This is a genomic window from Vicinamibacterales bacterium (genome assembly GCA_041659285.1).
Classification (GTDB): Bacteria; Acidobacteriota; Vicinamibacteria; order Vicinamibacterales; family UBA2999; genus 12-FULL-67-14b.
The window spans coordinates 60,545-86,617 of record JBAZYO010000014.1 but is presented as its reverse complement, the minus strand read 5'-3'; the positions used below and the strand labels follow the sequence as shown (position 1 = coordinate 86,617).

Below are 26,073 nucleotides of genomic sequence, written 5' to 3'. Positions count from 1 at the left end.
ATACAATCTAAGGCTGGATGACTGAACCGGTGATTGTCCCGCGGGCGGAGCACCCGATCTCGCGGCGGGACATCGATGCCGATGCGCTTAAAGTGCTGTACCGCCTGCACGAATCGGGCTATGCCGCCTACCTCGTGGGCGGCAGCGTCCGCGACCTCCTGCTGAGCCGACGGCCCAAGGACTTCGACATCGGCACCTCGGCGCACCCGTACCAGGTCAAAAAGCTCTTCAGGAACTGCTGGATCATCGGCCGCCGCTTCCGGCTGGCCCATGTCCGGTTCGGCCTGAAGGCCATCGAAGTGGCCACGTTCCGCAAGAACATCCCGGCCGGCAGCGAAGGCGAGCCGAGCGAGGCGCCGCCGCCCTCCGCGGGAGATGCCGCCGACCTCCTGATCAAGCACGACAACACCTTCGGCACGCCGGAAGAGGACGCCTTCCGCCGCGACTTCACCATCAACGCCCTGTTCTACGACGTCGGCACCTTCTCGATCATCGACTACGTCGGCGGCCTGCAGGACCTGAAGGACGGGCTGATTCGCAGCATCGGCGATCCCAACGATCGCTTCCAGGAAGACCCGGTCCGCATGCTGCGCGCCATCGTGATGGCGTCGCGCCTGGGCTTCCGCATGGACGAGCCGGTCGTGAAGGCGATTGCGACGCACCGTCATCTCATGGCCACGGCATCACCGGCCCGCCTGATCGAGGAGTACTACAAGATCCTGCGCTCGGGCGCCGCGGAACAGACCTTCCGCGCGCTCGCCGAGCATCGCCTGCTCGAGCCGGTGACGCCGGAAATCCAGCGCGGCGCGAAGAACGTGGCGCTGTGGGAAGGCCTGGCGGCCCTCGACGCGTATCGGCGCAATTTCGAATCGGCGCCGGCGACCCTGCGCAACCCGATCCTGCTCGGCACCCTGCTGCTCCCGCTGGGCCTGATGCCGCGCAAGGCGCACAGCCGCTTCGACGACGACCTGGAGTCGGATGATGAGTCCGGCGACACCGGGGACCAGGCCGCGGACGAGGCCGAGCCGGGCAACACCAGCGGGCTGCCGTCACCCGCGCGCAAGTCTCGATTCAAGCGCCCGCCCAAGGAACCGATCCTCAAGATCGGATCGCTGCCGATTGCGCGAGGGGATACCGAGCGGCTGCGCCAGATCCTGTCGCTGCAAGGCCGCATCGCCGACCTCGAGATGTCGCCGCGCGCCAAGCGCGCGCTGATGCATCGCGGACCGTTCGAGGATGCTCTGACGTGGTTCGAGATTCACGGGCAGGCGCCCGCGGTGCTGGAGCACTGGAAGGGGTTCATCGAGGCCCTCGGCCCCGAGGCCTTGCGGCCGCCGACGCCCGAAGAGAGCGTCGCGGCGGGCGCCGACAGCCGCCCGCCAGGCGCCGGCCGGCGACGCCGTGGCAGGCGCCGCCGTGGCCGTCACACTTTCAATAAACCGCCGGAATCCTAGCCGTTCTTCTTCTCGAACTCCTGCATGAAGGAGACGAGCGCGTCGATGCCCTCGTCTGGGAAGGCGTTGTAGATCGAGGCGCGCATGCCGCCGACCGAGCGGTGGCCCTTCAGCCCGTCCAGGCCCGCGGCCGTGGATTCTTTCACGAACGACTTTTCCAGGTCCTCGCTCGGCAGCCGGAAGGTGATGTTCATGCGCGACCGGCTCGCCTTGTCGGCGGTGCCGCGGTAGAAGCCGGAGCGATCGATCTCGGCGTAGAGCTTGTCGGCCTTGCGCGCGTTGTGGGCGGCGAGCGCGTCGAGCCCGCCCTGCGCCAGCCCCCACTTCATGACCAGGCCCATCAGGTAGATGCCGAAGCACGGCGGCGTGTTGTACATCGAGCCGTTCTCGGCGTGCACGGCGTAGTTCAGCATGGTGTGAAGCGACTTGGACGATCGCGCCAGCAGGTCTTCGCGAATGATCACCAGGGTCACGCCTGAGGGGCCGAGGTTCTTCTGCGCGCCCGCGTAGATCAGGCCGTACTTGGACACGTCGATCGGCCGGCTGAACATGTCGGACGAGGTGTCGGCCACGAGCGGCGTCTCACCCACCGCCGGCTCCGCCACCCACTCCGTGCCACACAACGTGTTGTTGGTCGTCATGTGGACGTAGGCCGCGCCGGGAGTCAGCTTGATCTCGTCCTGCCGCGGGATGCGCGAGAAGTTCTCGCTCTCCGTCGTCGCGGCGATGTTCACGGTGCCCACGCGCTGGGCCTCCTTCACCGCCTTTTGCGCCCAGCCGCCGGTCACGAGGTAATCGGCGGTGCCGCCGGGCGCGAGCAGGTTGAGCGGGACCATCGAGAACTGCAGGGAGGCGCCGCCCTGGAGGAACAGGACCTTGTAGTTGGCGGGCACCTTGCCGAGCTCGCGCACGTCGGCTTCGGTCTTCGCCAAAATGGCTTCGAAGGTCTTCGAACGATGGCTGATCTCCAGCACCGACATGCCCACGCCCGGGAGCGCGACGAGGTTGGCCTGGGCTTCTTCGAGGACGGGAACCGGCAGCACGGCCGGGCCCGCGGAGAAGTTAAAAATGCGATGGCTATTCATATGAATCCATTATCCAAGTTTGACGAGTTGTAGGTCGAGAATATCGACATTACTGGACCGCATGGCATCGAGCGCGCGCGGAGATGGCGCGCCGTCGAGGTTGATGCGGGCCACGGCGGCCTGGGCGCCGTCGAAGATGATGTTTTCGGTTTCCTGCACGTTGAGGTGCGCCACCCGCAGGTACTCGAAGACGTGGGCGAGCACGCCCGGCTTGTCGCGGTGCCGCACCACCAGCATGTGGGTGGCCGGCGTCAGCTTCGCGATGTTCACCACGTTGGGCACCTTGCCGGTGTCCTTGTAGGTGGTGATGATGCGCACGGTCTCCGCGGCAATGGCTTCCTGCGCCTGGTCGGTCGAGGCGCCGATGTGATGGGTGCCGTAGACATTCGGCTGCGCGACCAGCGTGTCGGCGAACGGCGCCGTCGCCTCGGCCGGCTCGTTGGCAAACACGTCGAGGGCCACGCGCAGGCCCTTGTCCTTCACCGCGGCTTCGAGGGCCGCGTAATCCACCACTTCACCGCGGGCGGTGTTGATGAAGCAGGCGCCCTTCCGGGCGTGCGCGAGCAGTGCCGCGTTCACGAAGCCGCGCGTCTCTTTGGTGAGCGCCAGGTGCACGCTCAGGATGTCGGCCTTCGACACCAACTCTTCGGCGGTTGACACCACCTGGATGCCGAACGCCTGCTCCGCCGCCTCGCGCGCCGCGCCGTCGTCGCTGAAGCGGCGGCTCCACACCATCACCGGCATGCCGAACGCGCGGGCGCGAGCGGCCACTTCCTGGCCGATGTGGCCGAAGCCGATCAGGCCGAGCGTCTGGCCGAGCAGGCCGCGCGCTTTCGAGAACTCCTTCTTGTTCCACTTCCCCGCCCGCAATTCCGCGACGTTGTCGGGAATGCGGCGGTCCAGCGACAGGATCAGCCCCATGGTCAGCTCGGCCACCGCCACCGAGTTCTTGCCCGGGCAGTTCGACACGTAGATGCCGCGCTTCGAGGCGCCGGCCACGTCGATGGTGTTGACGCCGGCGCCGGCCCGGACGATCAGCGAGAGGGAGCCGGCATCCAGCATCGGCTCGGTCACCTTCGTCGAGCGCACCACCAGCACCGGGGCGCCGGTGTCACGGATGGCGGCCACCAGGCTGTCGCCATTGGCGTCGGGCTGGAAGATGACGTCGCAGCCGGCCGCCTTCAAGGCGTCGCGGCCTGACGTTTCGAACTTGTCCGCGATCAGCACCTTCATGGCGGGCTCACAGCAGATGCGACAACAGGCCGTCGCGAAGCTTGGGTTCGAACCAGGTGGACTTGGGCGGCATGATGCCGCCGGCGTCGGAGACGCGCATCAGATCCGCCACCGACACCGGGAACATCGAGAAAGCGGCGGCAAACGAGCCGCTGCTCACCAGCTGCTCGAGCGCCGAGGTGCCGCGGATGCCGCCGACAAAATCAATCCGCTTGTCGGTGCGGACATCGTCGATGCCAAGCACGGGCTCGAGAATCGCAGTCTCGAGGGTGTCCACATCGAGTGAATGCGGGCCCGACGGCAAGGTGATGGTGTGCCAGGCGTTGCCCAGGTACATCGCCACGTCGCCCTTTCGGGCCGGCGTGGCGGGCCCGCCGTCTCTCACGGCGAGCCTTCGCTTCAACGAGGAGAGAAACTCGGTGGCCGTGAGGCCGTGCAGGTCGCGGACCACGCGGTTGTAGGGCAGCACCTGCATCTGGTTGTCGGGGAAGGCCACGGCTAGCAGGCGATCGTGCTCAGCCGCAGATGACGGCGACACCAGGGCCGCAGATGACGCAGATAACGCAGACTTTTCTCTCAAGGCCATTCTTGTCCGCGCCGCGCTGGCGGCGCGGTGGTGACCATCGGCGATGTAGAGGCTGTCGAGGGCTGCGAAGGCATCGACGATCTGCTGGTCCACGGCGTGCGGCACGCGCCAGATCTGATGGCGCACGCCGTCGGGCGCGACAATGTCGAACAGCGGGTCGTCCAGGACCGCGCGCGACACGGCGGCATCCACGTCCTTCGAGGCGCGATAGGTCAGGAACACCGGCCCGGTCTGCGCGCCAACGGCGAGCATGTGCCGCGTGCGGTCGTCTTCCTTGTCGGGGCGCGTCTTCTCGTGCTTCTTGATGAGGCCGCGATCGTATTCGTCTACCGAGAAGCAGGCGGCGATGCCCCGCTGCACGTGGGCGCCCATGTGGAGGCAGTAGACGTAGAAGCAGGCGGTGTCTTCCACGACCAGCGGCGCCGCGCCCTTCAGCCGGGCGAAGTTCTTCGCCGCCAGGTCATAGACCGCGTCGGCGTGCGGATCGGTTCCGGGCGGGAGCTCGATTTCGGGGCGCGACACGCGAAGAAAACTGAGCGGGTTTCCCTCGGCCAGGGCCCGCGCTTCCTCGGCGTTGACCACGTCGTAGGGCACCGACGCCACGGCGGCCGCCGACTTCGGCGCCGGGCGCAGGGCGGCGAAGGGATAAATGGCAGACATGCGTCTTGAATTATACGTTTCGCTCGTCCACGGACGTTAGCCACAGAGGACACCGAGTCAACTCATCTTGGCAAACGAAACACGAGCAGACTCAAGCATTTCAAAGAAAATGCTCTGTGTCCTCTGTGGCTAATTATTGTTGGCGGCGCGGGCGGCGGTAGGCGCGACGAGCAGTGACAGGAAGCGGTCGCGCTCCGATGCGAACACGTCGATCAGCGTGGCCGGCACGGGATCGCCGGGCGGCATGTTGCGGTGTTCGAGGATCGGGTTCACGTAACGGCCGTTCTTCTTCAGCCCGTAGTGCAGGTGCGGGCCGGTGGCGAGACCGGTCTTGCCGACCTGGCCGACGAGCTCGCCCTGGCCGATGCGCGCACCCTGCCGCACGGAGATTGCCGACAAGTGCAGGTACTCGGTCTCGTAACCGTTCGGGTGCCGCACGCGCACGGTGCGGCCGCCGCCGCCGGTCCATCCCGCGAGAGTGACCACGCCGGGCGCCACCGCGACGACCGGGGCGCCGGTGGCGGCGTGGTAATCGACGCCGTTGTGCGCGCGCGCGTAGCCGAGGATGGGGTGCTGGCGCGAGGTCGAGAATCGCGAGGTGACGCGCGGCTCGAACTTGAGCGGCGACTTGAGGAAGAAACGCTTCAGCGATCGGCCCTGGTCGTCGTAATACGCCGGCGCGCCGCCCTCGGGCGTGAAGCGGATGGCGCGCATCTCACGGCCGTCGTTGACGAACTCCGCGGCGAGGATCGGGCCGTAGCCGGCCAGCTTGCCCTCGCGCGAGTGCCGTTCCACCAGCAGCCGGAAATGATCGCCGGGCTGCAGGTCCGAATTGAAGTCGATCTCGCCGGAGAACACGTCGGCCAGGCCGAGGGCCAGGTCGATGCGCTCGCCGGCCTTGTCGAGCGCGGCCGACAGCGAGTTGGTCTCGCGATCGATGGCGCCTTCGACCATCACCACCGCGGTGTCTTTCGGAATGCGCTCGATGGCGGTGTGGAACCGGGGCGTGCCGTCGAGCGACCCGCGCGTGGCGGTGAGGCGGCGGTCGCCGTCAATCTCGTACTCGAAGCGGCGGACGCGGCCGTCGAGCATCCGGTCGATCACATACGGCTGGCCGGCGCGGATGCGCCGGAGGTCGAACGCGTTGCCAATGGTCGCCACCAGCACGGCTTTCTCCGGCCCCTCGATCATGTGGTGATCGAGCACGGCGCCGATCGTCGTGCGGGTGGGGATGTAGCCGCTCAGGTAGTCGGCGTCGCGCTCGAGCGACACGTCTGAGGCGAGACGCGACAGGCTCACCGGATCGGCGGCGTTCACCAGCCAGAACGCCGATGACGCGGCGCCCACGAGCAGACCGATAGCCGGGACCAGGAAGCGTTTGCGCATCAAGAGGACGGCCGATCCTAACAAAACTCGGGGTGCAATGGGATGCAAAATCCGCGTTAGCGGCGTGGCAAGGGCACGACGAGCTGCGCAGTTATGCCCGCGTCGATGCGAACCGGCTGGGTGACCTTGCGGCCGCCGCCTTCGAGCACCACCTGGTGTTCGCCCGGCGCCAGGTCGCGAATGGTCACCGGCGTCGTCCCGCGATTCTGGCCGTCGATGGTGACGCGCGCGCCCGGCGGCTCGCTGCGGATGTCGAGGCCGCCGGTCGTCGGCACGTTCTGCAGCTCGATGTACTGCGCCGTCTGCACGCCGGCCGTGATGGTCAGCGGAATCACGCGCGGCTCGGACCTGCCAATCCGGACTTCAAGCACGTGCGCCCCCGACGGCAGCGTCACCGTGAGCGGGGTCACGCCGCGGTCTTCGCCGTCGATGGTGACCCGCGCCGCGACCGGCCGCGACTGCACGGACAACTCGCCCTCGCCAGCGCGCGCCGCCCCCGGTTCGCGATTCCACGACCACACCACGACCGCGGACAGGATCACGACCAGCGCGACCAGGGCGAGCGTCAGGGGATTTCTTGCGGGCACCTGGGTCGCGAACGGTGCCTGAGGTGCGTACGGTGTGTCCGGCTCGCCGTCGGACAGGTCGGCGAGGTCCCGCGGCAGCTCGCCAGATTCTTCGCGAGCGGAGGCGGATGCCACGTCGTCTGGTGACGGTGCGGACGGTGCCGGCTGCGCCATCGAACCGCGCGATTGATCGATGGCGGCGCCGACCGTGGTGACCCACTCGTCGAGCGTCTTGGACGAGGTGACGTAGGCGCGGTCGCTGGCCAGCACCGACTCGAACGACACTTGCGCTTCGTGCGGCGACTGGAACGCCGTGTTGATGTCCACCTGCAGGGAGCGCACGAGCCAGGCCGACAGCGCCTTCGACAGGGGCGTCGCTTCACCGTTGCGGTGCTCGGCCGCCGACTCGAGCAGCGACGGCAGCTGGTTCGGATACTCGTCCTCGCCGAGCACGCGCCCCAGGAGCAGTTCCAGCGCCACGACGCCAATCGCGTGGGCATCGGCGCGGGGATTGGCGCGCGGCAGGCCGGCCGACGGCGCCATGGTGACGCGGAAGTCGCGCCATAGCCGATCGCGACCGAGGTTCAGCTTCTCGAGCGCGGGCCCAAAGGCATGTTCGGCAATCACCAGCCGCGCCTGCGGCGTCACGATCAGCCGTTCCGGCGACAGCGCGCCGATGGCGGCATCGCGATTGTGACGGCCGAATAGCGAAACCGCCGGCAACAACTGCCGCAACAGGCCGATCACGACCGTGATGTCGAGCGACAGCCCGGCGGCCGCCGAGGCCCTCAGCATTTCCGACAGCCGCCAGCCCGCGGTGTCGTCCGACACCAGCACCAGCCGATCCGCCGAGGGGCGGTCGAGCCGGCGCAGCTGGACGTAGGACGCGTGCCGGACGGTGGCAAACCGCGCCACGCGGTCAGCCAGCGCCGCCACGAAACCGGGGTGTTCGACAAGGACCGGCGACAGCTCGAGGAATTCGACCTCGTCTTCGCTTTCCGGATCGATTCCGCGGGTGCGGCGGCCGAAGCCGTCAACCGCGGTGACCGTCGGTTCGCTCACAGATGGGAGCACTCGAATCATTGGTGCAACGGCCCTTCCAGACACATCTGGGAGGGCATCGTTATGCTAACCCGAAGCAGACGAGAGGGTTACAGGAAAGACGCGCCCTGCCGTGCCGAGCCCGCCTGGTCAATTCTGGCATCCGGGTTACACTCCTAACCGGAACGCGGCAGACGCGAAGGCACCACGAAGGACCCAAGGTAATTTGGACATCGCACTCACAGTCGTCGCCGCCCTGGTGTTCGGCTTTACCGCCGGATGGCTGCTGGCATCCCGCAGCCGCGCCAGCCAGCAGGACCAACTGCGCGAATCGTTCGAAGCCCTCGCCGCGGCCACGCTCAAGTCGAGCACGGATGAATTCCTGAAGCTCGCCGACCAGAAGATCGGCAACGTCTCGAAAGAGGCCGCGCTGGATCTGGGCCGCCGCCAGCAGGAACTGGGGTCGCTGGTCGGCCCCATCAAAGACACGCTCATCCAGGTTGACGCCAAGCTGAAGGAAGTCGAGAAGTCGCGCGTGGACGACAGCGCCAGCATGCGGACCATGCTGAGCCTCGTCGGCCAGACGCAGCAGCAGTTGCAGCAGGAAACGCAGAACCTGGTGCGCGCGTTGCGGTCACCCGGGGTCCGCGGCCGCTGGGGCGAAGTACAGCTGCGCAAGGTCGTGGAGCTGGCCGGGATGATGGAGCACTGCGATTTCGACGAGCAGCCCACCGTCTTCACGGAATCCGGTCGCCTGCGCCCCGACCTGATCATCAACCTGCCCGGCGGCCGGTCGATCGTCGTCGATGCCAAGGCGCCGCTCGAGGCGTTTCTCGATGCCCAGGGCGCCTCAGACGACGGGGTGCGGAGCGGGAAGCTGGCGGACCACGTGCGCCAGGTGAAGGACCACGTCACCAAGCTGGGCGCCAAGGCCTACTGGGATCAGTTCCCGGCCTCGCCGGAGATGGTCGTGTTGTTCCTGCCGGCCGAAGCGATCTACATGGCCGCACTCGAGCAGGACGCGCTGCTGATCGACTACGGCGTGACCCGCAACGTCATCATCGCCAGCCCGTTGACGCTGATTGCGCTGTTACGGGCGGCCGCGTTCGGCTGGAAGCAGGAGCGGCTGACGATCAACGCCGAAGAGATCAGCCGGCTGGGCAAGGCGCTGCACGAAAGCATCGCGACCATGGCGGACCACTTCGAAGATCTGCGCAAGAGAATGGACGGGACGTTCTCGACGTTCAACAGGGTGGTTGGCTCGTTCGAGAACAACGTGCTCGTCAAGGCGCGCCGGTTCCGCGAGCTCGGCGCCGGGAGCGCGAAGGAAATCCCGCTGATCGATCCGCTCGAAACCGTGGCGCGCAAGCTGGACGCGCCCACCCAGCAGGGTTTGCTCGATTCGGAAGAGACCGAAGCTACGTCAGGAGAGCGTTCATGAAGCGATTCGCTTTCGTCGCCATGGCCGCGGCCATGGCGTCAGCCACGATGACCGTTGGCGCCCAAACCGGCAAGCCCGAGGCGATGTCGCTGGCCGGCCAGCCACTGATGGTGCCGGCCGCGATCCCGAACCGGCAGAAGCTCGACGCCGACCTGGCGCAGGCCGAGAAGACGCTGGCGGCCAACCCCAAGGACGCGGAAGCCATCATCTGGACAGGCCGCCGCCTCGGTTATCTGTGGCGCTACCACGACGCCATCGCGATGTTCACCAAGGGCATCGAACTCCACCCGAACAACGCGAAGTTCTATCGCCATCGCGGCCATCGCTACATCACCATCCGCCAGTTCGCGAAGGCCCAGGCCGACTTCGAGAAAGCGGCGCAGTTGATCAAGGGCCAGCCCGACGAGATGGAGCCGGACGGCGCGCCCAACCCGGCCGGCCAGCCGCGCAGCACGCTGCAGTTCAACATCTGGTACCACCTCGGCCTCGCGTACTACCTGCAGGGCAACTACGCGAAGGCGTACGACGCCTACGTCGAATGCATGAAGGTGTCGAACAACGACGACTCGGTGACGGCGACCAGCGACTGGATGTGGATGACGTTGATGCGGATGAACCGCAAGGCCGACGCCACCAGGGTGCTCGAGCGCATCACGCCGAAGATGGACATCCTCGAGAATGCCTCGTACCACCGCCGCCTGCTGATGTACAAGGGCCTCGACAAGCCGGAGGCGCTGCTCGACACCGCGAAGGCCGACGACACCACCATCGCGACCCAGGGGTACGGCGTGGGCAACTACTACTTCGTCACCGGCAACATGGCAAAGGCGCGCGAAGTGTTCCAGAAGGTCACTTCGGGCGGTGGCTGGAATGCGTTCGGCTACATCGCCGCCGAAGCCGATCTGTACCGGATGAAATAGACGAAAACCGTCAGCCGTCGACGCTTTCGTCGGCGGCTGGAAACCGCCAGGCCGCGGGGCCCTCTGGTATTGCCGCATTCCCGCCAGGTTCGGCCGGGAACGACGATTGCAGTCCTCATCCGCATGCCCCTCCTCGAGCGGATCGGTGTGGCGTGCCCGGTTCCCGGTGAGCGGGCCGCGTTCCAGGAATGGCTGCACTCCGCCGGCTACGAGCCGGTGCCGATGCTCGACCTCGACTCGCTGGCGCGGGAGCTGTCGACGCGGCCCATCGAAGCGCTGATCGCGGATGTGTCGTTGATCCCGGCGGCCGATCTGCCGCGGGTGATCCGCATCCTCGGCGCCAACCGGCCGCTGATCGTCGTCGGCGAACCGGCACGAGCGCTGGAGCAGGTGCCAAGGGACGTGACCTGGGTTGACCGTCCGGTCACGCGCGACATCTTCCAGCTGTCGATCGCGTTGGCGCTGGCCGAAGGGCGTCCGGCCCGGCGCTCACCCCGCAAGCCCGTGCCGCGGTTGCTCGCGCAGGTGGACGGCGTGTCGGCGAAGGTCATGGATGTGAGCACGGAAGGCGTGCGCCTCGAGGTGACGGGCGCCACGCCGTCGGCGCTGCCGCCCTACTTCACGTTGCGGGTTCCGGCGTTCGGCATCGCCACGAAGGTCAAGCGGGTGTGGGTGGCGGCACCGGGCCAGAGCGCCTTGTGGTGCGGCGGCATCATCGAGCGCGGACAGGCAACCAGGATCGAGGCGGCCTGGGGGCGCTTCATCGAAACGGCGCCCACGACCGGCGAAATCGCGATCCGCCCGTCCTAAGCCGCGTTCCCGGCCTTCGCGCGTTTGGCCTTCGCGCCGTTGGATTTCTCGCCTTCAGCCTTGGCACCGTTCTCGGACTCGGCCCAGTCGCTCTCGAACACCTGCAGCAGCTTTCGCGCCGCCACCGGATTGGTGACGATCAGTCCGACCTCGCGGCGGTTCTCGAGTTCGTCCTTGCGCAGGCTCTGGCTGCCCACAAACGCGCGCGTGCCGTCGCGGACGATGGCGCGCACGTGCAGCCGCATGTTCAACAGGGGACGCGCGTCGATGCCGCTATCTTTACCCTTCACCGAGCCCAACACCCGCACTTTCACGCCCTTGTCGATTCGCTCCCGGAGCAGCTTGAGTATCGACGGATCGGCCACCTTGGCGTCGTAGATCGCCAGCTCCTTCCTCGCCCCCTTGATGAAGGCGGTCAGCATGTCCCGCGCCGTCTCTGGGCTGACCACGAGATTCGACTTCGCCGGCGTGTAGGGCTGTCGCGAGAGGTCGGCCTCGAACAACTTCGACGCCTCCTGCACCGCCTTGGCATCGCGGGTGGAGATGGCGAAGCTCCGGCTCTTGTCCATGTCGAGCCTGGTGAAGTTGAACCCGAGCAAGTGCAGCGTCGAGTCGGCGATCATGTACTTGGCGTGATAGCGCAGGAAATCGTCGGCGCTGCGCGACACCTGCACGCCGCCCGCGAGCAGGCGTTGCTCCAGCTTCCGCAGGCGGCCTTCGCCACCACGGTTGGTGTTGGCAATGAGGGCCCGCACGGTCACGCCACGTTGCACGGCGCCGGCCAACGCCTTCTCCACCTCGTCGCGATCGAAGCGGAAGATGAAGACGTCAATCGTCTTGGTTGCGGTCCTGATCGCCCGGATGATCGGCACGACACCGGCGTCCGGTTGGATGATCAGCTTCACGTTACTTCGGCACCTTGGCCTTGGACTTCTCTTCCCACTCGATGGCGCCCTTTCCGGACGGCTCGAGCTCCATCAGCGCCTTCGACACCCGGTCGGTGCTCAGAGCGCGGGGCGCCGTGGCCATGTACGACACGGTGTCTTCCGCGGCGGTGCGCATTTCGAATTTTACCTTGAAGCGGCGCAGCACGGCTTCGATCTTCGGCTTCAGCTCCGGCGTCTTCGCGCCGAACTTGACGCTCAGTTCGAAGATGCGCGTTTGCGGCTCGAATCCTTCGATCACCCAGAGGCACGCGGCGATGAAGACGGTGCCGATAATGGCCAGGCCATAGAGGCCGACGCCCGACGCGAGCCCGACCGACAGCGCGCACAGCATGACGACGGCGTCCTTGGGATCGTCGATCTTGGAGCGGTAGCGAATCAGGTTGGCGGCGCCGACAATGCCGAAGGCGCGGGCGAGGCTCGCGCCCACCACCAACATGATCAGCGAACCAACCACCGCGAGAATGATCTGCGTCTGCACCACGGCCGGCTGGCGTTCAGGGGTGCCGCTGCGCCTGGGGCGCAGCGCCAGCGCGGTACCGAGGAGAGCGGCCAGCGGCAGGCGGATGAGCGACGCGAGAACCTCTTCCTGGAAGTTGTCCATCACGCCCGGGAGGTCGACGATCAAGGGGTCCATGGCTAGCTCGTTCCCTGCCCGCTGAGTGCGAGCCCTTCCTGAATTTTTGCCTTCATCTTCCGGATGTAACGCGAGCTGGTGTCTGCCGACATCGCCGCGGCCGAGAAGACGTCATTCCATTGCTGGTCGGTAATGCGATTAAAGAGTCCCAGGATCCACAGCACGTCGGCCGGCGCGAGGTCTTCGAGCAGTTCCCTGTGGCGCGCGTGGTAGTCGAACTGCACGCGTCCGTCCTGCACGCCGAGCACGAAGCGCTGGCTTTCGAAATCCTCGAGGCGGTTGCGGGTGCCGATCGGCCACGCGGTCTTTCCGAACGACGCGCCGAGATCCTGGACGACGAACCACCGCTCGGTGCCGGCCGGCATGGGCACCATGAGGAATTTGTTGTTGCTCGACTTCAGATCCCAGTTGTTGATCAGCAGGTTCGCCAGGACCAGGCCCCTCAGTTCCCGCGTGCCCTTGAACGGGTTCTCGTTCCATGACCAGTCGCCAAGAGCGGCGTGGTCGGACTCGAGCCGGAACCGCCCCGGGAGCGGACGTGGCACCGGGCCGTTCGTCAGCCTCCACTCGGGCAGGTAGTAGACCACGGGTTGATGATAGCCAACGGCCCAGAGCAGCCGGCTGGCAATCACTTCGGGCTGGCCTTCGTCGCCGGTCTTCACGTCCCACGGGCGGCCCTCGGGGTCGACCACGTCGTACCCCGCGCTGTAGCCAACCGCGTCGATCGCCTTGAACGCGTACTCCACGTCAGCCGACGGGGCCAGCGCCTGGCCGCCACGGCCCCAGCGCAGGTCGCGCGCCGCGATGTCGCCCGGGTCCTGCCACAGCTCCGACAGGTTCGCCTGGCCGGCGAGGTTCGGCGCCGTCGTGCCGGCCGGCGTGGTGATCGCCGCCACCACCACGGCCGCCAGGATCACACCGCCGGCAAGCCGCAACGATGTGGAAGGGGACGTCATGACTTGGTGTCGGGCGTGGCCTGCCGCGCAATCTCGCCGGAATCGACGACCTTCCCACGGCGCGAGATGGTCTGGAATCGCATGACGTCGCCGTCGATCTCGACCAGCATGTAACTCTGCTCGGTATCGAAGCCCTTGGCCGTCAGCGGGCCCATCCTGATGTCGCCTTCGCGCAGCTTGGCCGCGCCGCCGGACGTGAAGTAGGCAATGCCCCGCTGCGGCTTGATGCGCTCGTAGAAGTGCTCGTGCCCGGCAAAGACCACGTTGACGCCGTACTTGATGAGCATCGGCTCGACGATCACGCGCAGGTCAACTTCGGAGCCGTGCGCCCCCCCGGACGAGTAGAGCGGGTGGTGGAAGTAAGCGACCTTCCACCTGGCGTCCGAGGCCGACAGCTCCTTGTCCAGCCAGGCCTGCTGGTCCTTGTCCATGTAGTTGCTGTCGAGCACGAAGAAGCGGACGTCGCTCTTCTGGTAACTGTAGAAGCGCTGGCCGTCCATGCCGAAAGGCTTGTAGTAGCGCTGGTTCGGGTCGTCGTGGTTGCCAAGTGACGCATAGAACGGGATGTTCGCGTCGAGCATCGGCTTGTACGGCTTCTCGAACTTCTGGGAGAAATCCTGCGGGCGCTCGGAACCGTAGATGTTATCGCCCAGCATGATGGCGAACTGGTACGGGAACACCTGGTGCGACTTCCACGCCTGCGCCGCCACGTCGTACTGCGCGCGATCACCGGTGCCGGTGTCGCCGAGCACGAGGAACTTCACCGAGTCTTTGCCGACGGGCGGGCGTGTTTCCGTGACCGCCGACATGGCGGTGGCGGGGGCCGGTGCCTGTTCGGCCATGCCGGCCGCCAGGACAGTGGCCGCCGCCAGCACCAGGAGCGCCGGCACGAATCGCTTGAGCGGGTGTCTCTTCATCGCGCGTCCATCAATCAACTGGGAATTGTCGGGACGACATCCCTCAGGATGTCAACAATCAGGTTGGCCTTCACATCCCGCAGGATCAGGCTGCGGCCGACCAGGCGGTATTCGAGTTCGGGCGGCAGGTCGGGCAGCTTCCTGAGCAGCACCGCCGGAAACGTCGCCAACGGCAACGCCGTCGGGTAAACGGTGTTGACGTCCACCTTCATGTTCTTGGGCAGTTCGTTGATGATGGCCTTGCGGTCCACCGCGGATCGCGTGGCGAAGTCGTCCTGGACGATCTTGATGAAGTAGGGCTGATACTCGGGCGCGAAGATCTCGCCGATTTGCGCTCCGGCACGAAGTGTTTGAATGGCCTTCGCGAGCGCCATCTCACGGTCGGAAATCTGCCTCGGATCGTCGGTGTTCTTGAGGTTCGGCACCTTCGACTCGCCCTCGTTGTGGATCCTCAGGTAGTTCTTGATGCGGTTCTGGAACTCGAGCGTGGCCGCGCCCTGGGCGTTCGGGGCGGTCCCGCCGTCCGGGGCGGCCGAGATGGCGGCCTCCGGCGACAAGCTGGCCGTCGGCTTGTCAGACGGCACCCGTGGCTTCTGCGCTTCCAATGCCGTGGTCGAAGCACTCGCCATGGCGGACGGCTCCGCGTCCGCGCGCGCGCACCCGGGAACGAGGGCCGCGAAGAACAGCCCGAACGACGCGCACTTCAAGATGGTCATGATAGCTCCCTTCCACTACAAGGGCTGTGCCAGAGACCCGACTACCATTTGAGCCACAGCCGCCTCAGCAACCCCTCAGTAGTGGCGATGCGGCGCCGCCGCGACCATGGTCTGGGTGGCGAGGTGCCTAATCTGGTGCGCCGGCTACTCATCGGGGACGGGTTCGGATTCCGTGTAGAAGACCGAAGATCGTCGTAGTATGCATCGCCGCGCCGGGCGCGGGTCTGGAGGAGCGCGATGAGGAAGGTCATCTACGGCGGTGCGTGCAGCCTGGACGGGTTCTTCGCCGGCAAGGACGGCGCCATCGACTGGCTGCACTTCAGCAAGGACGTGCAGGAGATCATGAAACAGTCGTGGGCCTCGACCGACACCGTCCTGATGGGCCGCAAGACCTGGCAGGGCGCCGCCGGCAGCGGCGGTGGCGGATCCATGAAGGGCCTCAAGAGCTACGTGTTCTCGCGCACGCTGACGAGCGTGCCGGGCAAGGGCGTGGAGTTGGTGACGAGCGACGCCGGCGACTTCGTGCGAAAGCTCAAGGCCCAGCCCGGCAAGGACATCATTGTGATGAGCGGCGGCAACTTTGCCACCTCCCTCCTCCAGGCGGGCGTGATCGACGAGGTGGGGCTGAACGTGCACCCGATCCTGCTCGGATCAGGCGTGCCGGCGTTTCTCGATTCGGGAGCGAGGGTGCCGCTCGAGCTGACGGAATGCCGTCAGCTCGAGGGCGGATGCGTGTTGGTCACCTACCGGGTCAGGCACTAACGGCGACGGCCCGCACCTGCGGTGAGGGGCGAACGCTCATCCGGTATCCCATCCAGGTCAGGATGAGGCCGGCGAGTTCGGTGACGTAGAGCACCTCGGTGTAGCCCATGCGCGTGGCGCTGCCGCCGATGCCCGGCAGAATGGCGCCGGTGGCGATCAGCACATTCGCAATCACCCGGTGGCGGGTCGCCGGGTCGGCGCTGTAGCGAAGCGCCGACAGGATGGCGCCGCCGATCAGGAAGACCACGGCGTACATGTTGACGAAGGGGCTGAACGCCCGCACCCATTGCCAGCCGAACACGCGCCCGGTCAGACGATGCGCCTCGACCTGCGAGTAGTCGATGGGCGACAGGATCACGGCCACCGAGGCGATGACGACAAAGCCGATCAGGATCGCCGTGAGCACGTGCGCGGTGCGCCGGCGCAACAACAGGTAGACGGTGCCCTGGGCCAGGGGGGCGCCACCCAGCAGCGCCCCCGAGATGTACCACGCCCGAAAGGTCGGCTCGTTCCAGCCGATCAGCGTGGTGGTGGCTTCGGTGAACGTGCCGACGCCGTAGGTCGCGACCCCGATCGCCCACCACAGCAGGTGCAGGCGGTCCGGGTTCGCGAGATAGCGCCGGAAGATCTCGAGCGCGAACGGCACCGCGAGAATCGTGGTGACGATCGGTACGTAGTGCACAAGCGACGCCGACATGCCGTTCATTAGAAGGCCCCCACGTTCAGTCCGATGGTGAAACTGCGGCCGCGCGCAGGCGCAAACTGGAACTGCTCGCGGTAGTAGGTATCGCCGAGGTTTTCCACCGCCAACACCAGGCCGACGCGGTCGCGGCCGCGGGTGATGTTGACGCCGAACGCGGCGCGCTGGACCGTGAAGCCCTTGAGGGCCAGCAGGTCCTGCGCGATCAGAAACGGCGAGTCGAGCAGCGTCTCGGCCACCCGCTTCACCTCGGCCTGGCTGCGGACCCCGTACTCGGCCCACCACCGCCCGCTGGACTGGGTGAACCGCGCGTTGACAATCACCTTCGACGGCGTGATGTTGTCGAAGGGCGTGCCGGCGAGCGAGCTGTTGTCGAGCGGGTTGACGCCGTCGGTGATGGTGCCGCGCGTCAGCGCCGCGGCGCCGGTCAGCGTCAGCACGCCGGGCCGGAACACGAACGGCGCGGCCGCGTTCAGCTCGACGCCGGTGATGCGCACGTCGCCGTAGTTGGTGGACTGCGCCAGGGCGCCGGCCGAGTTGGTCGCCACCACGAGGTCCTGGGCAATGAAGTTCTGGTACTGGTTCAGGAAGTAGTAGGCCCCGCCCGACACCTTACCGGCGCGGAACTTCACACCGGCGTCGAAGTTGTTGCCGGTCTCCGGCTTGATCTTCACGTTCGGCACGATGGCGCCGGCGGTCGCCGGTCCCGCAAACAGCAGCTCTTCGAGGTTGGGATGGCGATAGCTGCGACCGAAGCGGACGAACGGGTTGATGGCGCCATCGGGGTTCGAGACAATGCCGATGTCGCCGGTCATCGCCTTGCGCGAGTAAGTGGCGCCGGCCGCGTCAGGCAGCGTCGACAGGTCGATGGCCGGCTTGGCATTGCCGATCACGCTCATGACGTCGTAGCCAGGCGTGGCTTCGGTGTTCACGGTGTAGAAGTCGCCGCGAAGCCCGGCCACCACCGACAGGGCGGGGCGCACGCGCCATTCATCCTGCGCGAACACCGCGATGTCGCGCAGACTGGCATCGGGCACGCGGACGGGGTGCGCGATCGACGCCGGGCCCAACGCCATCGGCGACGGCAGCGGCGCCGCCGCCGGCCCCCTCGCGCCCAGCGCCACCTGGCCAACCAGCGACATGGTCGTCGCCGTGGTGCGCAAGTCGCTGCTGCTGTCGCGATAGAACGTCGCGCCGGTGGTCAGCAGGTGGTTCGCGGCCGGCACGAACACCGCGTGCAGGTCCACGCCGGGCGTCCACACGCGCTGCTCGGTGTCGGACATGATGTCGAGGCGCATGACGTTGATCGGGAAGAAGGTGACCGCCGTCGGCGCCGGGAACTGCACCGGCAGCGTGGTGCGCAACAGCCGCTCCGTGCGCTGGTAGTAGGCGGTCAGCGACAGGTTGGCGAGCCACGGCGTGACGGCCTGCGCTTCGTAGCGCGCCGACACCTTGTCGAAGTTGCTGTGCGGCAGCGCGGTGTCATTGAAGAAGTAGGGCTGCTCGAAGTCGGGGAAACCGACGTTCTCCATGCGGCGGTTCTGGTAACGCACGCGCAGCGAGCGGCGGTCGCCGAGCTTGACCAGCGACGAGGCGTTGATGAACCTGCCCTCGGCCTGCGAGTTCAGGATCTCGCTGCCGGTGCGGACGAACGGCGCGTTGAACGGGTCCGGGAAGGCCTTGAAGGCAAACCCGAAGTTGGTGTCGATGGTGTCAACCTGCTTCAGCGTGCCGGCGGCGAACAGCGGCCGCGTGTCTTCGACGTCGAATTGCCCCGACTGGTAGTTGTCGTACTTCTCCGCGCCGGCCTGCAGGCGGAAGCTGACGCGCGGCGAGGTGGCGCCCACCGTCACGGTGCCGCGCATGCCGTTTTCGTTCGAGCTGTAGAGGCCGTTGAAGCCGTAGAGCAGCTGCGTGGTCGGCGACAACGCCGGCTCGTTGGTGATGATGTTGATGGTGCCGGCCAGCGCGTCGGAGCCGTACATCAGCGTGCCGGCGCCATTGATGATCTCGACGCGGTTGATCGAGTCGGGCGAAATCAGCCCGACCTCGGCGCCGGTGCGGTTGGTAGCCTGGCGCGCGGTGTTCATGCGCTCGCCGTCAACCAGCACGAGCATGCGCGTCGAATCAAGACCGCGCAGGCGCGGCCGCACGCCAAAGGGCCCGCTGCCCTCGGGGGTGACGTTAACGACCGACGCCAGCGCGTCGCCGGTTGACGTGGCGTTCATCTGCTCGACGGCCGCGTCCGACAGGGTTTCGACGTGCAACGGGATCTGCCGGACCTCGCGTGCGGACCGGCTCGCGGTCACGCTGACCTCGGTGCTCATCACGCCCAGTTCGAGGGACATCGGCACATCCAACGCGGCCTCGACCTGCTCGACCACCACGGTTCGCGCGGTTTCCGAGAAGCCGGGGTGCGACACGATCACCAGGTAGGTGCCCGTCAGCGGCGCCTCGAACCGGTAGCGCCCTTGCGCATCCGTCTCAATCGTCACTTCCTGGCCGGTGGCCACTGTGCGAAGCACGACCCGCGCGGCCGGAACGGCGGCGCCGGTGGTGTCGAAGACGGTGCCGCTGATGGTCGCGGCGAAACTGGGGACGGCGGCAAACAACGCCGCTACAAACAACAAGACACGGGCGGTACGCATGGCAACTCTCCGTACGAGCAAGCTCGCTGACAGAAATCCAGAAAACGTCTGAAGTCAGAAACCGGGCGGAGCTATGCGCGGGGAGGGGGTCGAGAGGAGTACTGCGGGGAGTAGCCGTCGCCGAACCTGCCGCCGCGGGACGAGACCGTGACGAAGCTGGCGTAGAGACGGGCGTGACGATCGCGGCGCGCCAGCAGGCCCGCGAGCATCCACAGCGTGATGGCGAGCGCCGACGTCGTCACCAGTTGCAGGACCGACGCCGCTACCGTTTCGGGTAACGCAAGTGAGTTGATGGAATCGCTGAAATCGGCCGCGACCGCCGGACCATGCAGCAACGCGGCCAGCACCCACACGGCAATGCCCTGGCGGCTCCAGACCGAGGCGCCACCACGGCGGATGGCCATCAGTGCCGAGACCAGTCCAACGGCCAGCAGCCAGCGGAAGACCAGCCACGGATCGTCGAGCCGGCCCGCTGCCGCTTGCGTGGCAAACAGCCAGCCGTGGAACGTCACCAGCACCGCGCCCGCCAACACGGACGTCGTCCGGACCGTCGAGCGGTATCGCTCGAGGGGCGGCGGCCACGTGATTGGACGGGAAGGCATCACGGCATCATACCCGACGTCCGGAATCCGGCAAATTCCCACAGCCCGGCAATAGCAAGAACGCGGCCACGTGTCGCCACCCGGCGAATACGGCGAATATTGGGAATATCCCGCAATGGGTCGCCCGCGAGCACTGAAAAGTCCGCACGTCGCCCCGGGGCGAGGGTGGTCAGCCATTCGTCTATGGCCGGAAATCCGGCTTGCGGTCCCAGCGGAACGCGCGGAGGGCGGCCACCTGCTCCGCCGGCATCGGCTTGCCGCTCACCGACAGGTTGGCTTCGACGTTTCGCATCGCGCGCATGCCGGGGATCACCGTGGTGACCGCCTTGTGGGCGAGGATGAAGCGCAGGGCCACGCTGGGGAGCGGCTCGCCCCATCCGGCCGCCAGCGCCTTCAGCGGCTCGACGCGCACGAGCGTCTCCGCCAGCTTGAGCGGCTGGAAGTAGATGTTCCGGAAGTCGCCGTCAGGCCACCGCGCGTCATGGGTCAGCGTGCCGGTGAGACTGCCCTCGTCGAACGGCACCCGCGCGATCACGCCGATACCCTCGCGCGCGCAGACGTCGAACAGCAGATCCTCCGGCGCCTGGTCGAAGATGTTGTAGACCACTTGAACGGCATCGACCAGCGTGGTGTCGAGGGCGTGCAGCACGTTGTCCGGCTCCCAGCGATTCACGCTGATGCCGAACGCGCGGATCTTCCCCGCTCGCTTCAGATCCTCCACCGCCCTCTTCCACCCATCGTCTTCCGCCCAGCTGTCGTCCCAGACGTGAAGCTGTTGCAGGTCGATGGCGTCCGTGCCGAGGTTCTGCAGGCTGCGATCGGTGTAGTCGATGATGTGCTCGTAGGGGAACACCTGCGACACCGGCGTGGTCCCCTTGCCCGGCCAGACGCGATCCTTGGGCGGGACCTTGGTCGCGGTCAGCAGGCGCTGGCCGGCGTGCCGGCGCACCAGGTCTCCGAGCAGGCGTTCGCTGCGCCCCTCGCCGTACGCCCAGGCGGTGTCGAAGAAGTTGCAGCCGAGCGCCACCGCGCGATCCAGGGCCGCTGCCGACTCGGCGTCATCGGACCCGGTCCATCCGCCCATGCCCCACATGCCGTAGCCGACTTCAGAGAGGTCCCAGCCGAGGCGGGGCAGGCGACGCGTGTTCATTTTGATCCTGCGAGAACGTTACCACCGTAGCGATTCACCCACATGCTGCCAAGCAGCGCGAGAAGAGCGCTGCCGGCCATCAGGATGGCGGGCGACGCATTCTGGCCGGTTTCGCGAATGAGCGCGGTGGCCACCAGCGGCGCCGTGCCGGAGAAGATCGTGAAGCTGACGTTGAACACCAGCGCCACGCCGGTGAAGCGGATGCGCGTCGGAAACAGATCCGTCAGCAGCACGGCGAACGAGCCGTTCGTGAGTCCCGCGGCGAGGCCCGCCAGCACGAGCAGCACCGTGAGGTTGACCGAGCGCGACTCGAGCGCCAGGTAGAACGGATACGAGAACAGCAGCAGGAGCACCACGCCGGCCCGCAGCAGGCGGCGCGGCGGGACGCGATCGCCGATCCAGCCGGTGACGAGGATGCCGATCGCGGAGGCGATCACGGCCACGGTCTGCGAGAACACGGCCTGGCGCGGGTCGTAGTGGAGCACGCCGGACAGGTACGCCGGCAGGTGCGAGAAGAACAGGCCGTTGAAGCAGGCGGTGCCCGCCAGCACGGCGCAGCCCACGAGCACGTGCGACCGGTGCGTGCGCAGCAACTCGCGGAACGGCTGGCGCGCCGCCAGGCTGCGCATCCGCTCGAACTCGGGCGACTCTTCGAGCGACCGCCGCAGCACGAAGCTGAGCACGCCGCCGAGGCCGCCAATCACGAAGGCGATACGCCAGCCGTAGACCGGCACCAGCGCCGGATCCAGCCAGGTGCGAACGGACAGGCTCACCGCGGTGGCGGCGGCCACGCCCATGGTCACGCACGCGAACACCACGCCGCACACCAGCGGAGCGATCCGCGGCGCCGTCTCGACGACGTAGGTCAAGGCGCCGGGCAGCTCGCCGCCCAGGCAGAACCCCTGCAGCAGGCGCAGCGTCACCATCAGGGCGCTCGCGGCCACGCCCCACTGCGCATAGGACGGCACGAGACCCATGCCGAGGGTGGCGGCCGACATCACGAACACCGACCACAGGAACACCTGGCGGCGGCCGTGGCGATCCCCGTAGTGGCTGAGGACGATGCCGCCAATCGGCCGCGCGAGGTAGCCGGCCGCGAACGCGGCGAACGACGCCATCAGCGAGACGATCGGCGAGGCGTTGGGAAACACCGCGGCGGCGATGTCCCTGGCGAACACGCCGAAGATGACGAAGTCGTAGAACTCGAGCGTGCCGCCCAGGCTGGCCAGCAGCACGATCCGCCAGCCGGCGGCGGTGATGGAATCCGATGCTGGACGGTTCGGAAGGGCGGGAGACACTGCTGACGGCATCAGGTTCTCGAACGTGTGACTGGTAACGAGGTCAAAGGGCGAGGGCGGTGCGCAACTGCTCGTCGACGGCACCAAGATCGGCCGGTGGAAGTTGCCCGAGCTTCTTGATGATCATTTCCTGCTTGATCGTGCGGATGATTCCCGTGACCGTCGATGGCAATGGAAGGCCGGCGTCCTGCCATTGTCCAATCGCATGGTCGCCAGGCAGCAGCCGGTCGACATTGCTCGTGATGGCGGCGAGGACGGCCTCGCGGCGACTCCTGTGGTAGCGGGCGGAACTCACCAACAGCGCTGGCCTCTGTTTGACGCCCTTCTCATCGGCAAACACAAACTTCACGAGGACGACATCGCCGCGCTTATAAGTCGTCATAGACCTGGTCGGTGGCGTTCCGCCACAGATCGCCCAGGACGGGGTCCGCGCGTTCGGTCAGGGCTTCGGCTTCCGACGTGTCGTCGCCTCCCAGGTCATCGCGCAGACGCTCCTGGAGCGCGCTGACGACGTAGTCGCGGATTGTCTGATCGCGCTTTGCGGCGGCCAGGCGGACTCTTCTGCGGGTTGAGGTCGACACGTCGATGCTGAGCCGGGCACGGCGGTCACCGGTGGGGTTCATGACGGCACATTACCACATAGCCACATTTACGTAAATGTGCCTTGATGGTCGGCTCCCGGGTGCCTTGGTCGAGGTCATCGCAACATGTCCCTGGTGACGGCGGCATCGCCGTCGTTCTTCGCCGGCTCAACGCCCATCACCGCGCACATCAGGTCGTAGACGTGAATGTTCTCGAACGGCTTGACGATCAACCCGCGCCGCAGCCGCGGGCCGGAGGCGATGAACAGCCCCTGCATCGACCTGGCCCGCGCGTCGTAGCCGTGCGTGCCGCCCGGCGAGTGGCGGTCGGGCTGATCCCAGCGATCCGTTTCCGACCTCGATGTGATGTACCAGCCTTCATCGGCAATGCCAATGATCGGCGACAGGCGCGGGTGGTCGGCGAGGCCGTAGATCGCCGGAATCTCACCACGGCGATAGACCTGCAGGGCGGGATGCTTGTCCTTCAGCGCGGTATACAGCTTCTCGACATCGCCATCCTTCGGCGCCAGCCCGAGCACCGGCGCCCAATCCACCACGTCCACGGTGGCGGGATCGACGTAGTCGTCCAGCACGATCATGCGGTCGCGGCTGAGGGCGGCCATCCCGTGATCGCTGACCACGACGTAGTTCACGCGATCGGTCAGGCCCGCCGCGGCCACGCCGGCGACCAGGTCGCCAATCGAACGATCAACGCTCATCGCGGCCTCCCGCACCTGATCCGAATCCGGGCCCCACGTGTGGCCGGCGTTGTCGACGTCGCTGAAATACAGCGTCAGGAACGACGGGCGCTTGCCGGCGGGCAGCTTCAACCACTCGATCAGCTGCTTGACGCGATCCGCGTTCGGCAGCTCGTTGTCGAAATCGCGCCAGAAGGTGGCGTGATGCCCGCCGATGGCCGCTTCCGAGCCGGGCCAGAACATGGGGGCCGCCACCTTGCCCTGCCGCTCGACGGTGTTCCAGATCGGCTCGCCCCCCCACCAGCGCGGATCCGCCAGCACGTCGCGGTTCGACATCGAGAAGTCGCCCGGAATGTCCGGCGCGCGCATGTTGTTGGAGACGATGCCATGGTGCGCCAGCGTGAGGCCGGTGACGATCGTGTAGTGGTTGGGAAACGTCTTCGACGGGAATTGCGGGATCAGCCCCGCGGCGCGGACGCCTTGCGCCGCGAGCCGTGACAGCGTCGGCGGCGCGAAGCGTTCCAGGTAGTCCCATCGCCAGCCGTCGATCGAGATCAGGATGACGATGGCACGGTCGGCGGGGAGCGGCGGCGCCGGACGGCACGCCGCGAGCAGAAGAAGCAGTCCGGCCACTGCCGGGCGCATCAGCTTGTTCCGAAGAAACACGCGAAGAGTGTAATGCGTGAAGTGGACAAACCAAAGGTTTGCCACTAAGGCCGTAGGTAACTCCAGGTCGGCGGAGGCGTCAGGCCGTCGATCGCCAGCGTGCTCACTTGCTTGGTCTTCAAGTCGATCGCGCGGATGACGTGGTTGTTCGTGTCGGCGATGTAAAGCGTGTCGCCACACACCGACAGGCCGCCCGGCTCGAAGAACCGCGCCTGCAATGCCGGGCCGTCCACGTGGCCCGCGGTGCCGGTTCCAGCAAACGTCGTCACCGTGCGCGACGCCGGGTCCAGCATCTTGATCTTGTGGTTGTAGGTGTCGGCCACGAACACGCGGCCGGCGTGGGCGGCGACGCCAAGTGGATGCTGGAACCGCGCCGCATCGCCCTGCCCGTCCTTGTCCCCGAACTCGAACAGGTCGCCGCCGGCGAGGGTGGTCACCGTGTTGGACGGCGGCAACTCGACGGCGCGCACGATGTTGGCCTCCGCGTCGGCGACGTAGAGCGTGTTGCCATCCAGCGCGAGGCCTGACGGCTGCGCGAACGTCGCCACGTTCACCGGACCATCCTTCCGCGCCTCTTCGCCGGTGCCGGCGTAGGGGTACACCCGATCGTGCAGCAGATCGATCACCCAGATCTGATGCGGTCCGGCCATGGCGATGATCAGGATGCCCGGCTTGAGCGCGAGGTCCCACGGCGAGTTGAGGTCGACGCGCATGGCCTCGCCGCCCTCCCCGCTCCACGCGCCTTGCTTGCCAGTGCCCGCCACCGTGTGAACCGCGCGCGCCTGGAAGTCCACGACGCGGACTTGGTGGTTCTCCGTGTCGGCGACGTAGAGATCGTGGTCGGGGCCGAGGGCGAGGCCTTGCGGGCGATAGAAACGGGCCTGCGTGAAGATGCCGTCGTTGTCGCCCTGCAGCCCGGAGCCGACAGTTTCGATGAGACGGGCAGTGGTCCGGCTGAAGCCGGACGCCACATCAATGGCTGCCACGACGATGCGGTTGTGGTTCGAGTCGGCGATGAAGAGGCGGCCTGATGCTTCGTCGGCCAGCACCTTGCCGGGATACAGCAACGGTCGATCGGCATGACGCGCGTGTTCGAGATCGAGCGCCAGCGGCGCGCGATCGATCTCGCCTCTTTCATCGAACACGCGCACGACAGTTCGAATGGCGCTGATGAACCCCTCGAGGTTGCCCTCGCCCATCGCGGTGCCGACGATGTTGCCGGCGGGGTCGATGATGACGCGCGTCGGCCACGCCTGCACGCCGTAACGCCGCCAGATGTGATGCTCGGCGTCGTTCGCCACGGGATGCTCGATCTCGTAGCGCACGAGGATGCGCTTCAGGTTGTCGGTGTCTTTCTCGTTGCTGAACTTCGGCGAGTGGACGCCAATCACCACGAGCTCGTCGGGAAACCGCTGCTCCAGCGTCTTCAGGTCCCGGAGGATGTGCATGCAGTTGACGCAGCCGTAGGTCCAGAAGTCGAGGATGACAACCTTGCCCCGGAGCTGCGCCATCGAGACGGGAGAGGCGACATTCAGCCAGGCCACGGCGCCGTCCAGCGATGGGGCGGGTATTGGACCTTCCGGGGCCCCGGCGGTCTGGTCTTCAGCTTCGCTCAT

Annotated in this window: 24 protein-coding genes; 5 read left to right on the top strand and 19 right to left on the bottom strand. The window is 66.8% G+C overall.

Features of this window, described 5'->3' with window-relative positions; all coding sequences use genetic code 11:
• Positions 1-17 precede the first annotated feature (17 nt).
• Positions 18-1,454 (top strand): polynucleotide adenylyltransferase PcnB, encoded by a 1,437-nt coding sequence (gene pcnB, locus WC815_19580; protein MFA5910984.1) that lies wholly within the window; start codon positions 18-20, stop codon positions 1,452-1,454.
• Here the strand turns inward: pcnB and serC are convergent.
• From serC to WC815_19555, 5 genes are all read right to left on the bottom strand, one after another.
• On the bottom strand, positions 1,451-2,539 hold the full coding sequence (gene serC, locus WC815_19575; GenBank protein MFA5910983.1) for a 3-phosphoserine/phosphohydroxythreonine transaminase: 1,089 nt from the start codon (positions 2,537-2,539) through the stop codon (positions 1,451-1,453). The two genes, pcnB and serC, sit on opposite strands and share 4 nt — an antisense overlap.
• Positions 2,540-2,548: 9 nt before the next feature.
• Positions 2,549-3,772 carry a 3-phosphoglycerate dehydrogenase family protein gene (locus WC815_19570; protein MFA5910982.1) on the bottom strand — a complete coding sequence of 408 codons (1,224 nt, stop codon included), beginning with the start codon at positions 3,770-3,772 and terminating at the stop codon, positions 2,549-2,551.
• Positions 3,773-3,779: 7 nt separating this feature from the next.
• Complete coding sequence (locus tag WC815_19565) at positions 3,780-5,018, bottom strand: DUF1015 family protein (protein MFA5910981.1); 1,239 nt, start codon at positions 5,016-5,018, stop codon at positions 3,780-3,782.
• 129 nt (positions 5,019-5,147) lie between these two features.
• Complete coding sequence (locus tag WC815_19560) at positions 5,148-6,404, bottom strand: M23 family metallopeptidase (protein ID MFA5910980.1); 1,257 nt, start codon at positions 6,402-6,404, stop codon at positions 5,148-5,150.
• A 56-nt stretch (positions 6,405-6,460) separates the two neighbouring features.
• Complete coding sequence (locus WC815_19555) at positions 6,461-8,032, bottom strand: PEGA domain-containing protein (protein MFA5910979.1); 1,572 nt, start codon at positions 8,030-8,032, stop codon at positions 6,461-6,463.
• 205 nt (positions 8,033-8,237) lie between these two features.
• Between WC815_19555 and WC815_19550 the strand changes: the two genes are divergently transcribed.
• From WC815_19550 to WC815_19540, 3 genes are all read left to right on the top strand, one after another.
• On the top strand, positions 8,238-9,452 hold the full coding sequence (locus WC815_19550; protein ID MFA5910978.1) for a DNA recombination protein RmuC: 1,215 nt from the start codon (positions 8,238-8,240) through the stop codon (positions 9,450-9,452).
• Entirely contained in the window at positions 9,449-10,372 is a 924-nt protein-coding gene (locus WC815_19545; protein ID MFA5910977.1) for a tetratricopeptide repeat protein, read from the top strand. Before WC815_19550 ends, WC815_19545 begins: the two co-directional genes overlap by 4 nt.
• A 123-nt stretch (positions 10,373-10,495) precedes the next feature.
• Complete coding sequence (locus WC815_19540) at positions 10,496-11,182, top strand: hypothetical protein (GenBank protein ID MFA5910976.1); 687 nt, start codon at positions 10,496-10,498, stop codon at positions 11,180-11,182.
• On the opposite strand, the gene WC815_19535 is transcribed toward WC815_19540, so the two are convergent.
• Genes WC815_19535 through WC815_19515 form a run of 5 tightly spaced genes read right to left on the bottom strand, consistent with a single transcriptional unit; the run spans position 11,179 to position 15,352 of the window.
• A complete protein-coding gene (locus WC815_19535; protein ID MFA5910975.1) occupies positions 11,179-12,087 on the bottom strand; it encodes a phospholipase D-like domain-containing protein in 909 nt (302 codons plus the stop codon). The genes WC815_19540 and WC815_19535 overlap by 4 nt on opposite strands.
• Position 12,088: 1 nt before the next feature.
• On the bottom strand, positions 12,089-12,763 hold the full coding sequence (locus tag WC815_19530; protein MFA5910974.1) for an MgtC/SapB family protein: 675 nt from the start codon (positions 12,761-12,763) through the stop codon (positions 12,089-12,091).
• A 2-nt stretch (positions 12,764-12,765) separates the two neighbouring features.
• The gene (locus WC815_19525) at positions 12,766-13,719 is read right to left on the bottom strand and encodes a hypothetical protein (GenBank protein MFA5910973.1); all 954 of its coding nucleotides are present in this window, start codon (positions 13,717-13,719) and stop codon (positions 12,766-12,768) included.
• Positions 13,716-14,636 carry a metallophosphoesterase gene (locus WC815_19520; protein ID MFA5910972.1) on the bottom strand — a complete coding sequence of 307 codons (921 nt, stop codon included), beginning with the start codon at positions 14,634-14,636 and terminating at the stop codon, positions 13,716-13,718. Before WC815_19520 ends, WC815_19525 begins: the two co-directional genes overlap by 4 nt.
• A gap of 14 nt (positions 14,637-14,650) precedes the next feature.
• Positions 14,651-15,352: a hypothetical protein gene (locus tag WC815_19515; GenBank protein ID MFA5910971.1), complete on the bottom strand. Its 702-nt coding sequence runs from the start codon at positions 15,350-15,352 to the stop codon at positions 14,651-14,653.
• 237 nt (positions 15,353-15,589) lie between these two features.
• Between WC815_19515 and WC815_19510 the strand changes: the two genes are divergently transcribed.
• Positions 15,590-16,114, top strand: a complete 525-nt coding sequence (locus WC815_19510) for a dihydrofolate reductase family protein (GenBank protein ID MFA5910970.1) — start codon at positions 15,590-15,592, stop codon at positions 16,112-16,114.
• On the opposite strand, the gene WC815_19505 is transcribed toward WC815_19510, so the two are convergent.
• From WC815_19505 to WC815_19465, 9 genes are all read right to left on the bottom strand, one after another.
• A complete protein-coding gene (locus WC815_19505) occupies positions 16,104-16,811 on the bottom strand; it encodes a hypothetical protein (protein MFA5910969.1) in 708 nt (235 codons plus the stop codon). The genes WC815_19510 and WC815_19505 overlap by 11 nt on opposite strands.
• Positions 16,812-16,819: 8 nt before the next feature.
• Positions 16,820-19,462 carry a TonB-dependent receptor gene (locus tag WC815_19500; protein ID MFA5910968.1) on the bottom strand — a complete coding sequence of 881 codons (2,643 nt, stop codon included), beginning with the start codon at positions 19,460-19,462 and terminating at the stop codon, positions 16,820-16,822.
• Positions 19,463-19,533: 71 nt separating this feature from the next.
• Positions 19,534-20,064: a hypothetical protein gene (locus WC815_19495; protein MFA5910967.1), complete on the bottom strand. Its 531-nt coding sequence runs from the start codon at positions 20,062-20,064 to the stop codon at positions 19,534-19,536.
• Between the two features lie 181 nt (positions 20,065-20,245).
• Complete coding sequence (locus WC815_19490) at positions 20,246-21,214, bottom strand: aldo/keto reductase (protein ID MFA5910966.1); 969 nt, start codon at positions 21,212-21,214, stop codon at positions 20,246-20,248.
• On the bottom strand, positions 21,211-22,512 hold the full coding sequence (locus tag WC815_19485; protein MFA5910965.1) for an MFS transporter: 1,302 nt from the start codon (positions 22,510-22,512) through the stop codon (positions 21,211-21,213). Before WC815_19485 ends, WC815_19490 begins: the two co-directional genes overlap by 4 nt.
• Positions 22,513-22,555: 43 nt before the next feature.
• Positions 22,556-22,894: a type II toxin-antitoxin system PemK/MazF family toxin gene (locus WC815_19480; protein MFA5910964.1), complete on the bottom strand. Its 339-nt coding sequence runs from the start codon at positions 22,892-22,894 to the stop codon at positions 22,556-22,558.
• Entirely contained in the window at positions 22,881-23,135 is a 255-nt protein-coding gene (locus tag WC815_19475) for a hypothetical protein (protein ID MFA5910963.1), read from the bottom strand. The genes WC815_19480 and WC815_19475 overlap by 14 nt, the downstream gene beginning before the upstream one ends.
• 74 nt (positions 23,136-23,209) lie before the next feature.
• On the bottom strand, positions 23,210-24,457 hold the full coding sequence (locus WC815_19470) for an ectonucleotide pyrophosphatase/phosphodiesterase (protein MFA5910962.1): 1,248 nt from the start codon (positions 24,455-24,457) through the stop codon (positions 23,210-23,212).
• A gap of 44 nt (positions 24,458-24,501) precedes the next feature.
• A complete protein-coding gene (locus WC815_19465) occupies positions 24,502-26,073 on the bottom strand; it encodes a thioredoxin-like domain-containing protein (GenBank protein ID MFA5910961.1) in 1,572 nt (523 codons plus the stop codon).

Coding starts and splice junctions, on each gene's coding strand:
- pcnB (MFA5910984.1), top strand. CDS start 18: ATGACTGAACCGGTGATTGTCCCGCGGGCGGAGCACCCGATCTCGCGG.
- serC (MFA5910983.1), bottom strand. CDS start 2,539: ATGAATAGCCATCGCATTTTTAACTTCTCCGCGGGCCCGGCCGTGCTG.
- WC815_19570 (MFA5910982.1), bottom strand. CDS start 3,772: ATGAAGGTGCTGATCGCGGACAAGTTCGAAACGTCAGGCCGCGACGCC.
- WC815_19565 (MFA5910981.1), bottom strand. CDS start 5,018: ATGTCTGCCATTTATCCCTTCGCCGCCCTGCGCCCGGCGCCGAAGTCG.
- WC815_19560 (MFA5910980.1), bottom strand. CDS start 6,404: ATGCGCAAACGCTTCCTGGTCCCGGCTATCGGTCTGCTCGTGGGCGCC.
- WC815_19545 (MFA5910977.1), top strand. CDS start 9,449: ATGAAGCGATTCGCTTTCGTCGCCATGGCCGCGGCCATGGCGTCAGCC.
- WC815_19540 (MFA5910976.1), top strand. CDS start 10,496: ATGCCCCTCCTCGAGCGGATCGGTGTGGCGTGCCCGGTTCCCGGTGAG.
- WC815_19530 (MFA5910974.1), bottom strand. CDS start 12,763: ATGGACCCCTTGATCGTCGACCTCCCGGGCGTGATGGACAACTTCCAG.
- WC815_19525 (MFA5910973.1), bottom strand. CDS start 13,719: ATGACGTCCCCTTCCACATCGTTGCGGCTTGCCGGCGGTGTGATCCTG.
- WC815_19520 (MFA5910972.1), bottom strand. CDS start 14,636: ATGAAGAGACACCCGCTCAAGCGATTCGTGCCGGCGCTCCTGGTGCTG.
- WC815_19515 (MFA5910971.1), bottom strand. CDS start 15,352: ATGACCATCTTGAAGTGCGCGTCGTTCGGGCTGTTCTTCGCGGCCCTC.
- WC815_19510 (MFA5910970.1), top strand. CDS start 15,590: ATGAGGAAGGTCATCTACGGCGGTGCGTGCAGCCTGGACGGGTTCTTC.
- WC815_19505 (MFA5910969.1), bottom strand. CDS start 16,811: ATGTCGGCGTCGCTTGTGCACTACGTACCGATCGTCACCACGATTCTC.
- WC815_19500 (MFA5910968.1), bottom strand. CDS start 19,462: ATGCGTACCGCCCGTGTCTTGTTGTTTGTAGCGGCGTTGTTTGCCGCC.
- WC815_19495 (MFA5910967.1), bottom strand. CDS start 20,064: ATGCCTTCCCGTCCAATCACGTGGCCGCCGCCCCTCGAGCGATACCGC.
- WC815_19490 (MFA5910966.1), bottom strand. CDS start 21,214: ATGAACACGCGTCGCCTGCCCCGCCTCGGCTGGGACCTCTCTGAAGTC.
- WC815_19480 (MFA5910964.1), bottom strand. CDS start 22,894: ATGACGACTTATAAGCGCGGCGATGTCGTCCTCGTGAAGTTTGTGTTT.
- WC815_19475 (MFA5910963.1), bottom strand. CDS start 23,135: ATGAACCCCACCGGTGACCGCCGTGCCCGGCTCAGCATCGACGTGTCG.
- WC815_19465 (MFA5910961.1), bottom strand. CDS start 26,073: ATGAGCGAAGCTGAAGACCAGACCGCCGGGGCCCCGGAAGGTCCAATA.